General features: G+C 41.9%; 6 protein-coding genes. 2 read left to right on the top strand and 4 right to left on the bottom strand.

Features of this window, described 5'->3' with window-relative positions; genetic code table 11:
- Positions 1 to 64 precede the first annotated feature (64 nt).
- Entirely contained in the window at positions 65 to 4,882 is a 4,818-nt protein-coding gene (locus ACFSKV_RS19790) for a RecQ family ATP-dependent DNA helicase (RefSeq protein ID WP_380806859.1), read from the bottom strand.
- A 98-nt stretch (positions 4,883 to 4,980) separates the two neighbouring features.
- On the opposite strand from ACFSKV_RS19790, the gene ACFSKV_RS19795 reads away from it, so the two are divergent.
- On the top strand, positions 4,981 to 5,988 hold the full coding sequence (locus ACFSKV_RS19795; RefSeq protein ID WP_380806861.1) for an SMP-30/gluconolactonase/LRE family protein: 1,008 nt from the start codon (positions 4,981 to 4,983) through the stop codon (positions 5,986 to 5,988).
- A 290-nt stretch (positions 5,989 to 6,278) separates the two neighbouring features.
- A complete protein-coding gene (locus ACFSKV_RS19800) occupies positions 6,279 to 6,767 on the top strand; it encodes a GNAT family N-acetyltransferase (protein WP_380806863.1) in 489 nt (162 codons plus the stop codon).
- A 115-nt stretch (positions 6,768 to 6,882) separates the two neighbouring features.
- Here ACFSKV_RS19800 and ACFSKV_RS19805 read toward each other — a convergent pair whose 3' ends face one another.
- The 3 genes from ACFSKV_RS19805 to ACFSKV_RS19815 all read right to left on the bottom strand — a co-directional run bounded on the left by ACFSKV_RS19805 (position 6,883) and on the right by ACFSKV_RS19815 (position 14,170).
- The gene (locus ACFSKV_RS19805) at positions 6,883 to 10,539 is read right to left on the bottom strand and encodes a M1 family aminopeptidase (protein ID WP_380806864.1); all 3,657 of its coding nucleotides are present in this window, start codon (positions 10,537 to 10,539) and stop codon (positions 6,883 to 6,885) included.
- Positions 10,540 to 10,542: 3 nt separating this feature from the next.
- Entirely contained in the window at positions 10,543 to 11,430 is an 888-nt protein-coding gene (locus ACFSKV_RS19810) for an ABC transporter ATP-binding protein (protein ID WP_380806865.1), read from the bottom strand.
- A 316-nt stretch (positions 11,431 to 11,746) separates the two neighbouring features.
- Positions 11,747 to 14,170 (bottom strand): S9 family peptidase, encoded by a 2,424-nt coding sequence (locus ACFSKV_RS19815; protein ID WP_380806866.1) that lies wholly within the window; start codon positions 14,168 to 14,170, stop codon positions 11,747 to 11,749.
- Positions 14,171 to 14,238: the final 68 nt, after the last annotated feature.

Consider the following 14,238-nt stretch of genomic DNA (forward strand, 5'->3'; position numbering starts at 1 on the left):
TTAAGGTTCAAAATCAAAATGCAGGATTGCCTTTGGCTTTATCCTTAATTAACCAGACTATTTATTAAATCTGTTTCGTATTTTCTTTAAATAGCACCAACTCCGGTAGTAGCACCAACACATCCTTTTCGGTCTCCGGATTGTGCCAATAGACCAGCCAGTTGACGGATACCTGCTGCACGTTATAGCCTTTTTCCATATACTGGGCAAAGCATTGCTGGAATGCCAGAGAAAATCGAAGAACAGCCTGACCCTGATCATTCAAGCAGTCATTTCCTTCCAAACTTAACAGGTCCCCGGTCCTTAGGCGGTGAATAAGCTTTTGTCTGAAGGCACAAAAACCCAAATTGATATCCTTCAAGCCCAACTGTAGAAGCAAAGGTCCATGATCTTCCTCAAGGGCCGGGACTTCAGTTCTTTCCATGGCTTCTGCGGTGATGCCATCCAAATAATTACCGCGATAATGAATAGAAAGTAAGGACTTGGCCCGAGTCATCCCCACATACAAAAGGCGGCGCTCTTGGTCATCCCTGCAATCGGATTGGTTAAGCATCATATACACCTGGTCAAACTCTTTGCCCTTGGCTTTATGAATGGTAGAAACCAAAGCAGTACCATATTCCTGATCAGCAAAATCCTCTATACTGGATTCCCGGATAAACTCTTCCAGATCCGTACGGTACTTAGTTTTGGGAAAGATCTGTTCAAAATCATCCAACATGCGCTTGACAAGATCCCATTTGTTGCTATGGCCAAAAGCAGTTTCCAGCTGCTGCCTCGATCTTTTCCATTTTTCTTCAGGGATGGTATATTGACCCGGTCCGAGAGAAAGGGAATTGAAGAAAAATCGGATTTCAAAGAGTTGCAGCAAATGGAATTGCTCATGGCTTTGAATCAGCTTGGCGGAAATGTTTTTTTGCAAAAGTCGACTTAAAATACTTAAAGCTTCCTCATTGGTCCTGCATAAAATTCCTATTATACCCTTAAGAGTTGAGGACAAAAAATCATCCATTAGGGCAGACAAAAGAAATGGGCCCCGGTGTTTGTAAAAACGCAAGGAACCTAATCCTGAATCATGGGCCATAATGGGGTTTGTTTTCAATCTCTGGCTTATGGTTGCCGCCCATTGATTTGAGAAATCGACCAGATTGGATTTGCTCCTATAATTTTCCACCAACTCATATTTCTGGGCCCCCTTTTCTTTGATGAATTTTTCAAGGTATACTGAGCTGGAACCCCGGAATTCATAGATGTTCTGGTCATCGTCTCCCACGGCAATGACCCGCATGTCCTCATTTTGTTCCATCAATGCCTCTATTAAGGCAAATTCTTGACTGCTGATATCCTGTGCCTCATCAATCACCAAAACGGTGCGTGTAACCTCCTTAGGATCAGTTTTATTTTCCCTGATCATTTGGGTGGCCTGTTCGATAACATCATCGGTTTTTTCCAGACTACCCACCTTTCCAACAATTTCAAAACAATAACCATGAAAGGTTTTGATATCCACAAATAGGGCAGCATTTCCTATCAGGTCCATCAAGCGTTTTTTGAATTCCGTGGCCGCAGCCCTGGAGAAGGTCAACATCAGCAACTGCTCTTGTTTCACATCTTCCATCAACAGGAGCGCAGCCAGTTTGTGGACAAGTATCCTGGTTTTTCCACTTCCCGGCCCAGCGGCCACAACAATATTCCTGGAATTTTGATCATTGATGATCTTCAGTTGGGCTGGAGATAACTCCCCAAAAAGCTTCCTGAATTTGGCAGGAGTAATGTTACGGCTGATTTCCTTTTGGCGGTTGCCCTTGAAATATTTATTGAGAAAAGCCGCGTAATTCATCTGGAAGTAATCCTCTACAAATTGTAGGGCGTCCCGATAGTCTGAAATCATCTTTTTGGCATATTCCCCAACAATGTGGATCTGCTGCACCTTGTTTTCATAAAACCGTTCCAGCTTCTGGTAATCTTCCTGCTTGTAACGGGCCTTATTGTCTCTTTCGGTACGTTCTATGGTCAGGCGGTTGTAGAGTACCAAAAATCCACCTTCAATTTTAAGGGCATCCATCCTGGAAAGGTAGAAAAGAGCATCCTCCACATCAGCGGGTGTACAACTTCTTTCAAAAAGACCTGCTTCAGCCTCGTATGCCTCTTTTAGTTCGAGTACCGAAAAATCCACAGGCATTTCCCCCGAAAACAATGGTAAGTCAGGTGCCGCCAAAGCTGCCTTTCGAAATAGATAATCCACAATAAATCGGGCCAAATCATGCCTTTTGCGGAATTTTTCTTTCAGCACTTCTGTGGATAAGTTGGCTTTTAGCTCCACATGGTTTTTGGAGGAGGCAGAAAATTGCTTGCTGACCCAGTTTTTGATGGACCAGTAATTGATCACAGTTCGTATTTTGGCAGGCGTTATGCCCTTTAAGCCTTCCAGTGCGGCACCTTCATTAAGGCTTTTTATCTGGAAAATTCTAGCTTCAGCGTTGATTTGGCCCAAGAGGTAATTTTCCAACAAACCGATGTTTTCCACAATATCCATGGGCTTTTGAATAGCATCTGATCTTCGGATATATGCCTGCAGGTCTTTGGAATCGGCCAGGATTTTTTCCTCTCTCAGCAAGTGAATTATTTCAATGACCTCTTCTTTGACCATGGCCAGGTGGTCAGCGATATAGTCAATCCTTGCCTCAGCCTCATCTTCAAGGTTTTTCTCTCGGCTTTTGGAGGAAAAAAGTTTTTTGATGATTCGGACTGCCTGAATCTTTTGTTGTTGGGAAAATTTGGATGAAGTTTCGATTTTTTGGATTGCCTCCTGGGCATTGTTTACCTGAATGCTGCTGGCAAAGATTTTGGGCATGTTTTGTCCACGCTTGAGGTATCCGGCATCTTCCAGGGCGGCTATGGCCGTAGTTACCCGGGTTTCAATTTCCCGAATGGAATCGTCCCAACCTGCCTGACGGGCAATTTCCAGGGCGGAATTGCTTATCTGACTTCTGTAACGGGTGAGATTTTTGATCGCTTTCCAGACCTGTTGGATTTCTTTGAGGGTAATTTTGGTTTGATTCAAAAGGATAAAATGCTTGCTGAGATCTTCTTCATCAAAGAGGACAAAACACTCCGCTTCGATATTTTCATCCCTTCCTGCACGTCCGGCTTCCTGTACATAGTTTTCCAGGGAATCTGAGATTTCATAATGCACCACCAAACCCACATCCTTTTTATCCACTCCCATGCCAAAAGCAGAGGTGGCCACCATGGTATTTACTTCTCCTGCAATAAAAGCGTCCTGGTTTTGGCTTTTTTCAGTTTTGTCCATCTTGCCATGGTAGGCACGTGCAGGAATACCGTCTTTATTCAGCCTTTGCGCTAAGTCAAATGCTTTCCTTGTTCTGGAAACATAGATGATGCTGGGACAGTCCTTCGCTTCCAACAAATCACGCAGTGCCGCATACTTTTCCTCCTCTTTGTTCCTTTCGACCACTTCAAAACGCAGGTTGGTCCTGGAAACTCCCGTCCGGAAGATTTCCAGGTTGAGGGAAAGCTTTTCGCGGAAGTAATTGCGGATATCCTCTATGACTTTTTGCTTGGCAGTGGCTGTAAAGCAGGAGACCGGGATGGGTTCAGAAAGGTTTTTGGTGTCTTGAAGCTTTCGGATAAAATCTGCAATGTAGAGGTAATCAATCCTGAAATCCTGTCCCCAGGAAGAAAAGCAATGCGCTTCATCGATCACTACCCGATTGATTTTCCGTCCAAGGAGGAGCTTTTCAATGGTTTTGGAGCGCAATGATTCCGGTGAAATGTAGAGAAGGGATGCCGAACCTTCTTCCACTCTTTCAAAAGACTTGGACCTTTCGATGAGGTCCAAAAGTCCATTGATGGTAACGGCCTCTGTGATGCCCATCTTTTCCAGGTTATCCACTTGGTCCTTCATCAAGGATTGCAAGGGTGAAATGACAAGGGTAAGAGCTTTTTCTCTTTCTCCCGCCATAAGGGCCGGCAACTGAAAAGTGATGGATTTTCCACCTCCTGTGGGAAAGATGCACAAAAGCGATTTGCCATCCACTGCCGCTTTAACAGCCTTTTCCTGCAAAGGCTCATTTTCATATGTTCTGAATTGTTCAAAGCCAAAAATCCTCTTCAATCCAGCATGGATGTCAAATGCTTTGGAGCAATATGCACAGCCGGTAAGGCAGGGTCTTCCCCTTAGCAAGGTCATCAACCTGTCCGTAGCGGGAAAGCGTTGCAATACCCAGGGAGGGGTAATGCTAAACCTGTCCCCGCCCTGAATCAAAGAAAGCGCATAGGCAAGGGCAATAGGCTGTTGTCGCGAAAACTTATCCATATCTACATGGCTACATATTTTTCCTGAAAAATGACTGTGAATAAGTTTTGGGAGGTCTTCTGCAAAATGGTCAAATTCTAAGAACTCGAAAAACCCTTTAAAGGCTTCGGCCTGAGCCAGTAGGCCATAGAAAATTTTCTGCAAATCTGAATCTAAATCCAAAAAAGCGCTCAGCTCATCGTAGAAAAGGTCTTTGGCTTTGATGGCATCGTTGAGCGGATTGCTGAGACTGTCGCTCTGAAGCTTGTCATCTTTTACCAGATGGTGATAAGGCTTCTTGGGAAAAAGCAGTGGAGATAAAAACAAAGTATCGATGACAGCAGCGAACAGAATCCCTTTTTTCTGGAGAAGGGGGAGGTCATGTCCCAAAAGATTATGCCCACATACAAAGGGAGGGCTGCCTAAAAACTCTTCAAATTTTTTAAGGTTGGTGCCATGAAAAGTACTTCCGTCGGTCTTCACAGCACCGAAATCTAACAATTTTCCACTTTGAGGGTCTGCCTCAAGGTCTAAAAAACAAATTTTTTGGTTAAACTCCTTCATCCTTGCTTTATAATATCCTTGATCAACGGCAAGAATATTTACTGTTTACACAATTATATTTAATTTAGATAAAACATTTAAAATCCCAACCTCCTCTCATGAATAAATTAGTTTACTTCTTGTTCTGTTTAACGCTATTTTCCATTGGCTGTGAATCAAAAAACCATTCTTATAAGCCCAACTCCTCCATCGAAATCCTTGATCCAGCGGCTTTAAGCCTAATAAATCCGGATGCCAAACAACAAATTCTGGCGGAAGGATTCGACTGGACTGAAGGACCACTTTGGGTGGAAGACCTCAATGCCTTACTGTTAACCGATATACCCAAAAATGCCATCTACAAAGTCACAAAAAATGGTGAACTAAATCTTTATTTGAATCCTTCAGGCTATACAGGAGATCAAGCAAGAGGCGGAGAGGTGGGAGCAAACGGCCTAATTTTAAATTCTAAGGGGTTTTTGGTGCTTTGTCAACATGGAGATCGCAGAATGGCCCAAATGACGAGCGATGTGGATAACCCAAAACCGGAGTTTTTGACCCTTGCGGATAACTACCAGGGAAAGCGGCTCAACAGCCCCAATGATGCAGTGTATGACTGGCTGGGAAACCTGTATTTTACCGACCCACCTTATGGTCTTGAGTTCAATATGGATGACCCAAAAAAGGAACTCGACTTCCAGGGAATCTACTGTCTCAAAACCGATGGGGAACTGGTACTTTTAGACAGCATCAGCCGTCCCAATGGCATCACCTTCAGTCCGGATCAAAGCAAATTGTTGGTGGCCAACTCCGATCCCCAACAAGCGGTTTGGTACCATTACGATATTGTTGAACCTGGAGTCGTTACAAACAAGCAATTGTTTTTTGACGCCACGGAATGGGTTGGAAAAGAAGGTTTCTTTGGTTTACCGGATGGAATGAAAATGCACAGTTCTGGAAATTTGTTTGCCACCGGACCAGGTGGTGTATGGATATTTGATCCTATAGGAAAACCACTCGCCAGAATCCTTACCGGGGAAGCCACTTCCAATTGTGCTTTGTCACCAGATGAAAAAACCTTATTTATGACTGCGGATAATTATGTGTTGGAATTAGAATTGAAATAGATAGAAATGATGGCTAGTGGATATTAATAGATCTTGATAGATATTGGGATATTGAAATAGGTTGAAATAAGTAGAAATATTGGATAGGAGATATTGATTGATATTAGTGGATATTGGAAGATATTAGGATATTGAAATAGGTAGAAATAAGTCGAAATAAATAGAAATATTGGTTGGGAGATATTAAAAAAATAGGTGGATATTGATGGATATTGGGTGTAGGGAAATATTTAGAAATAAATTGATATAGGTAGAGATATTGATGGATATTGGATATTGGTTGCAATAGAATGGTAATTAGAAAAGCAGACATTGATAAAGACTATGATGGGGTTTGGGAGATTTTTTTGCATGTGATTTCCGGAGGAGATGTATTTTCATTTGAACCGGATACCCCTAAGGCTGATCTGAAAAAACTCTGGTTTGCAGACAAAATGGATACTTATGTGGCTGTGGATAACTTAGGCAAAATCGTTGGAAGCTATTATGTCAAACCGAATCAACCCGGTTTGGGCAGCCATATCGCCAATGCAGGGTATATGGTACATCCTGATGCTAAGGGAACAGGGATCGGAAAACTATTATGCCAACATTCCATTGATTTTGCAAGAGAAAAAGGATACTTGGGCATGCAGTTTAACATGGTAGTCAGTACCAATGAGGCTGCGGTCTGGCTGTGGAAAAGTTTTGGTTTCTCCATCATCGGCACCATTCCCCAAGCATTCAGGCATCAAAGATTGGGATTGGTGGATGCCTACATTATGTACAAAAACTTATAAGCAGATAAAACTCTGTATCCATCCCCTTTCCTTAGCCCCAAAAGTGAAAAAAAGAATTTCCTTTAAAAAAATTAACCTATGGGTCAGCTGAGCGCTGACCCATAGGTTAACAATCCTAATTCACAGTCACATTGACCACATTGTCATCGGGTATTCTGTCAATAAGTTTGTTGTATGGGTCAATTCCTGCTTTCACGGGAACACCTCCCTGTACTTTTATCTGAAGCTTGGTTTCACCGGGAGTTATTTTGTGCTTTTGAATATATAGCGGATTAGTCCGGTTTCGCCCATTTTCATCTTTATCCTCCGCGGCAAAAATCCCGATATCCAGATAATCCCCATCATAAATAGCCGGTGTTTCCCGTCCAAGGCTGTCGGCATACAATTTCTGAGAGGAAAGCATCAAGGTGACCAAATACTCCTCCTCTCCGGTCTTTTCAGCCGAAGCCTCTGCCACTTTATTTTCATAAAGGGTAATTTTATGCCAGGTATCATCCAAGAAATAATGAAGAGAATCTGGTGTGTGGTCAGTCAGATACCTGAGTAAATCAGAACTGCCTGCAAAAGGAGGGGTTTCTTTCAATCCAAACTCTCCTGCAAATCCCTTCAAAGCCGAATCAATAGCCTCATCTCCTATATAATCTCTTAAAGCATAAAGTACCAATGCTCCTTTTTGATACCAAATATACCCCCTGTCTGCATTGATGAAGGCATTCTCTTTTTTGTTTTCATTGGACCTGCCTGTCAAATAGCGGTCAAGTTCATCCTTCAGGAAACGCTTCATATTGTCTTTCCCATAAGCCCTTTCGGTCAATATCAAAGCTGAATATTCAGCCAAAGCTTCGGAAATCAAATTAGACCCTCGGGTATAGTTAGGTGCAATCTGATGACCCCACCACTGATGGGCCAACTCATGGGCAGTCACAAAATACACATAATCAAAGCTGTTTGGATCACTGAAATCAGCTACCCAACCGAAACTTTCAGAAAAAGGAACGGTATTGGGAAAAGACTGGGCAAAACCTGCATACCTCGGGAATTCCAAAATCCTCATTTGCCGGAACTGGAAAGGACTGTATTTTTCAGAAAAATATACCAGCCCATCTTTATATGCTGCCAAACCCCTGTCGAGATTATAGGTATGCCTCGGATGGTGATAAATTTCAATGGCTACTTTTTTGCCATCCGGCAATGCTACCTCATCCAACAGCACTTCATAATCGGCTGATACTATAGAAAAGAAATACTGAATAGGCGTGTCCTGTACATAATGGAAATACCTTCTTCCATTTTCTGTCCATTCCTTCTGCAAATATCCCGGCACTACTGCAATTTGATCGGGAGAAGTACTAACCACCGCTTCAAAATTTACAAAATCAGCATCCTGAGAGAATAACAAATTCCGCAATCCAAAAGGATCATCATGTTTTGGAAGATCTGTATCCTTAGGGCCCAAATCATATTTTCTCCTGGTTTCATCCGAACTCAGCTCGAGGGATTCATTATAACCGAAGCTTGGCAAGAATGCACTGGTAAAGGTCCCGTTGTGGACAAGGTCCCTTCCATATCCTGAATTGGGAAAGCCTTTATTAATCAGATTGGCCAAAACCTGAATCTTCAAAGTGTCCCCAGGCTGCATAGTCTGAGGCAAAGGAAGGATTTTATACCAATACTTCTGCTCATATTTATTTAAAATATCAAATTTCCGCTTGTCATAACTCAAGGGAAATCTATATTCCATTACCTTTCCATCAAGTATTATGTCAAAATTGGAAAGCGAAGTGGAATGCATATGCAGGGAATCAATGGGACTGTCTGTTTTATTTACAATTGTCAAGTCCAATTTGAAATCTGCTTTCCTTTCTTCCGGATAAACATCTGCTGTCAAAAATACCGAAACAACTTTAGGCTGTGGTATAAACTGATAATGCTTCAATTGTTTCTCGTAATCGGCACTTCTTTTTTCACTCTCCCGAATAGTCAGGTACCCATTATCATACACTACTGATTGATAAATGAAAGCACCTGAACCCAATGCTATTAAAAGAAAAACCAAAGACAGTTTGACAACGGGGGAACTCAATCGCTGTTTTGCAATTCTCCACCTGCTTGAAAAATTTGTCTCTGAACCACGGGTAAAGAAAATACTGAAAAACAAGACCAAAAACAGTCCAAAAGCAGTCCAATACAGGTTAAACCAAAATAAGGATTTACCAAAATGACCCAAGCCATTCATATCTGACCAAATGTAGCCCGGCTTGTAAGAGAACTTAAACATGGTAAAATTGACCTTGGCCAAATCCAATACCAGACCAATCACTACCCACACGGCAATGCTTGCAGCATGACCGGCAAATTTATTATTGAAAATCAGGTGTACCGCAAATACCAACATTACCATTTGCAGGTAGTCCGGATAGGTGATCAACAAGCTATCTATCAAATAGATATCAAAGTCAAACAAAAAATACCCCTTCAATATTTGCACTATAATTCCTACCGGAATGGGAATAATGGCCAAAATGAAAGTAACAGCAGCCATTGCCAAAAATTTGGAAGTCAACATCACACTATCTTTCACCGGAAAAGTATCACTGATAATCGCATAGCCCGAGGATTGGCTTCTGTGGATGGATTCTCCGGTAAAGAAAACGATGATGATAAATACAAAAAGGTTGTAGTCAAATCCTTTGAATTCCATCAAAAAACTGGTAACTGGGAAATTGGATACACTGTAAAGTGTATTGCCAACCCAGAAATCCAATGCCAGGAAGATGGCGCCACCAAGTAAGATAGACCTGAAATAAATATCTTTGAGAATATTACTTACTTCAATTCTACTTAAGGCTACTAAACTTAACCATTGATATTTTCGGGAAAAATCCGGGAAAACCCTGACTTGGGAAGGTGCTTCATACTTCTCCTCTTTTTCTGATTTTTTAGCGCCTTTAATTCTTTCCTGAAAGAAATAAGTAAAACTAAACTTCCAATAAGCTGCCACAAAAAACAGCAAACCCGCCAAAGACCAAATCACTCTATTCAACAACAGGTTGCCCTGAAGCGGTAGTATAAATGTATTTTGCTCAAAAGGAGTCAGGTATCTCGTTTCGTAATTGAAGGTATTCAGGGCAAAAGGGTCGAGCAGCTGAACCAGGTCTTTGTTTTCTATATCCTGTGCCAAAAAACTGGAAAATAAATAAGCAATAAACAATACAATTCCTCCGGAATAAATGGATTTGATATTTCTTGTAAAAATAATCAGGGCAAAGAAAAGCGTCCCTGCAATCCACATATTGGGCAGCACCAAAATCAGCCAAGGTTGTATATAATTGATCAAAACATGCGGCCCATAGCGCCCAGCTTCTGTCCAACCGGTAGCAGCACCAATTAGACTACCGAAATACATTCCGAACATGACGCCTGTGGTGATAAACAAGAGTACCACAAAAGAACCCCAAAACCGGCCCATAAAATATGCTGCTTTAGTAAGGGGATAACTGAACATAAACGTTCCTGTTTTGTGTTCCAAGTCCCTGTAAATCGGGACACCCATGATAGCAGATGCCAGTAAAACCCCAAAAATAGATATGATAGATTGGAGTGACGCAATCACATATGGAGAGTTATGATAGACTTTCTCTGAAGCAGGTGTAAAGCCTCCTCCAAACAACAAAAACGCAATGGCTAATAACATCCCGAAATAGGCATAAGTCGCCGGCCTGGAAAACCTATACCGGATTTCAAATTTGAAAATATTCCAAAAATCCTGCATGGCCTATAAAGTTATGGGGTCCACTTTTTGAGAAATGTAACTGAAATACACGTCCTCCAAGTTGGTGACTGCCGGTACAAAACCGCTTCCGGGTTCTGTTTCGCTTTTGATCCTTAGACTCAATTTCCCTTCTTTCAACTGGGTAGAAATAACATCAAACTGACCCTTATATTGGGAAAGGTTTTCTTTGGCAATACTTTTTTGGTAAATCTGACCTTCCAACTCTTTGATACCATCAGAGGGCTTTCCTTGCATCAGTACTTCACCCAGGCAAATAATAGCCATTTGTGAGCAAAGTGTACTAACGTCCTCCACAATGTGGGTGGATAGAATAACGATGGTATTTTCTCCCAATTCGCTCAATAAATTGTAAAACCTGTTCCTTTCCGAAGGATCCAATCCGGCTGTAGGTTCATCCACAATAATCAGTGAAGGATTTCCTGCCAAAGCCTGTGCTATTCCAAATCTTTGTCTCATACCTCCAGAAAATGTACCCAAGGCCTTTTTTCTATCCTTATATAAGTTGACTTTGTTCAAAAGGGAATTCACCAGGTCTTTTCTTTCAGATTTATTGATCACACCTTTCATTTGTGCAATATGGTCCAGCATGACTTCTGCTGTTATTCTTGGATATAGGCCAAAATCCTGAGGTAGGTAGCCCAGTATTTCACGAAGGCCCTGTTTGTCATGTAAAACATCGAGCTCGTCCAAGAATACAGATCCTGAATCTGCATCCTGAAGGGTAGCGATGGTTCGCATCAAGGTAGATTTGCCGGCACCATTAGGGCCTAAAAGACCGAACATCCCCTGTTTGATATGAAGGGAAATATCATTCAGTGCTTTGACTCCATTGGGATAAGTCTTAGAAAGATTTTGGATTATAAGTTCCATATTGTATTGGTTGTGGTGGGAAAAACAATTAATAAGAACTAAAATATAGGGAGATTTACCTTTAAAACTGAAAATTATCCGTTTATTTTCATTTTTACATATTTAAATTTTGTTAAAGTGGTTTATACGATTAGCCCAAAGGAATTAAGTTTATCGTGGATAACTCTGCCTCCTAAATGAAAAAAAGGCCTTTGAGAGTACGAAAGTACACCCAAAGGCCTTTTTGTAAACATTTTTCTAGCTAAAGACAGTATCTATCAATTTCGCGAAACTTATTTCAATTTATTTCGCTTTAGCTTATTTCAATCATTGAATATCACTGTCTGTTTTTTACGTATTTCTCCAACCACTCATTTTGCTCCCATAGGGTATGCAAAATAGATTCCTTGGCCGAATAACCATGGCTTTCGTGCGGTAAGAAAACCAATCGGGTGGTTGCGCCATGACCTTTCAAAGCATTGTAATACCGCTCCGACTGAATGGGGAATGTTCCTGAATTGTTATCTGCCTCACCGTGAATCAACAATATTGGCGTCTTCACTTTGTTGGCATTCATAAATGGTGACATGGTATTGTACACATCGGGTGCTTCCCAGTAAGTTCTTTGCTCATACTGGAATCCAAATGGAGTTAGGGTCCTGTTGTAGGCACCACTCCTTGCAATGCCGGCTGCAAACAAATCAGAGTAGGACAACAAATTTGCCGTCATAAAGGCTCCATAAGAATGACCTCCAACCGCAACCCTGTTACGGTCACCAATGCCGGCTTCAACAATATAGTCAATGGCTGCTTCTGCATTGGCCACCAATTGCTCCACAAAGAAATCATTCGGCTCTTCATCCCCCTCTCCTACTATGGGCATTTCTGTCTGATCCATAATCGCATAACCTTGAGTAACCCAATAGATTGGAGAGCCCCAGCTCAAGCGGGTGAACTGATATTTAGAACCCCTTACCTGTGCAGCTACTGCAGCAGATTTATATTCTCTTGGATAAGCCCACATCAAAACTGGCAATCTCCCATCTTTCGCAGGATCATAACCTTCAGGGGTATACACTACTGCCGATAGGTCCAATCCATCTTTTCTCTTATATTTTACCAATTGTTTATTGATCCCTTTGATAGATTCATAAGGATGGACAAATTGGGTCACTTGGATAGGAGCAATCCTTTTTCTGGTATTGACAAGCCAATAGTTAGGTTGGATATCCGTACTTTCTTTCAAAGTAACAAACTCAGTGGCATTTGCATCCAACACTTTAACTACCCTTTCATAATAAGGTGCCTGCGATCTCCAGAGTATTTTTTCCGTTTTGGTTTTGGTATTGAATGCAGAAAGGTAAGGCATGCTTCCTTCCGGACTTCCTCCTTCAGAAGTCATGAAAACCTCGTCCCCTTTTCTTAGCAAAACACTTCTTCCCAAAGTATTCGTAGTGAATACAGGGTTTCCTGGATCATTATAAATATCGTCTGAAGAACGCTCAATGATCAACTCTCCTTTTTCTCCGGGTTTGGAAGGATTTATTTTGGATACCCTCTGCTGTCTACTGGCAAACCATCCTTCGTTCAGCAAAGCAAAGTTGTCATCAGACCAATAAATACCCCGGAAACGGTAACCAATCCCGGCCAATTTGGTGGGCTCATCCAAAAAGGGAGCTTCAAGAGAATAAATAATCTCTCTTTCTTCCATCTGAACTTTTGGATCTCCTCCATCCTGAGCCTCTACCCAATATAAAGTAGCCGGTTTATCCGCTCTCCAATTGATAGATCTTGGGCCGGTAACTGTAGCATCAAATCCTGTCGGTCGCACTTCATCCAAAGGAATGCGGGCAAGGGTTTTCACATGATTGCCATTGATATCCCAAATTTCTACATCATAGGGGAAACGGGAAGCGGGTACCAGGTAGGAAAAAGGCTTTTGAACCAATTCAACGGTAATAAACTGTCCATTGGGGGAAAGATCAATGGATTTAATCATTCCTGATTTTCCAATGGCTTTTTGGTTTCCATCCAAGCTGACAAGCATCACTTGGGAATCCATGAAATATTCTAACAAGGCCTCGTCATAAGGGTTGGTCAGTAGATCCTGATAAGTTCTGGAGGGGGCTGCATTCCCGGAAGTTTCCTGCACGGTAGGTCCGTTTGGTGCTTGAGGCGCCTTGGGCATATCTCCTCTTTTGGGGTTGATGGCCGTAAAAAGTATTTGGTTATCTGGTGTCCAGGTAATTCCGGTACCATAAACCGCATTTACAATTTCATCTGTTAATTTTTTGGCCACCATTGTGGATAAATCAACCACCCAAAGGCTGATGCCTGTATTGGAGGTATTGGTCAGGGCAACATATTTCTCATCCCTGGATAAAGAGAAGTTGCCCAGCCTTGGATTGGACGGCAAACCTTTGATCTGTTGCTCCAAACCGCCTCGGGTATTTTTGAGTACCACATTTTGGAAAGAACTGCTTCGGCTTGGACCATTGGTGGCAGGATTGATACGGATACCACCGATTCTTAATTCCGGCTGGGCCAGTTCTTCAATAGATGGATTGCCCGCTCTTTCGAGAACAAGCATAAAATCACCAGACCGGCTAAAGCTAACCAAGGGAGTAGGAGATGCATTTACCAGATCTGTAATTTCTTTAGGTGGGGTTTGATAACTGAGGGATTCCTGTGCTTGTCCCGAAAAGGGCATCGACAATAAAATCAGGATAAAAAGCCCTCTCAATGAGTATAACTTTTTCATATTATTTGTGATAGAAACTTAGTTTTTTGAAATTAATAGAATCTACTTATTAATAAGCAGATTTTTGG

The organism is Shivajiella indica (assembly GCF_042683085.1).
Taxonomy (GTDB): domain Bacteria; phylum Bacteroidota; class Bacteroidia; order Cytophagales; family Cyclobacteriaceae; genus Shivajiella; species Shivajiella indica.

Bases quoted from the DNA above. Each gene is read 5' to 3' on its own strand.
- ACFSKV_RS19790 (WP_380806859.1), bottom strand. From the start codon at position 4,882: ATGAAGGAGTTTAACCAAAAAATTTGTTTTTTAGACCTTGAGGCAGAC.
- ACFSKV_RS19795 (WP_380806861.1), top strand. From the start codon at position 4,981: ATGAATAAATTAGTTTACTTCTTGTTCTGTTTAACGCTATTTTCCATT.
- ACFSKV_RS19800 (WP_380806863.1), top strand. From the start codon at position 6,279: ATGGTAATTAGAAAAGCAGACATTGATAAAGACTATGATGGGGTTTGG.
- ACFSKV_RS19805 (WP_380806864.1), bottom strand. From the start codon at position 10,539: ATGCAGGATTTTTGGAATATTTTCAAATTTGAAATCCGGTATAGGTTT.
- ACFSKV_RS19810 (WP_380806865.1), bottom strand. From the start codon at position 11,430: ATGGAACTTATAATCCAAAATCTTTCTAAGACTTATCCCAATGGAGTC.
- ACFSKV_RS19815 (WP_380806866.1), bottom strand. From the start codon at position 14,170: ATGAAAAAGTTATACTCATTGAGAGGGCTTTTTATCCTGATTTTATTG.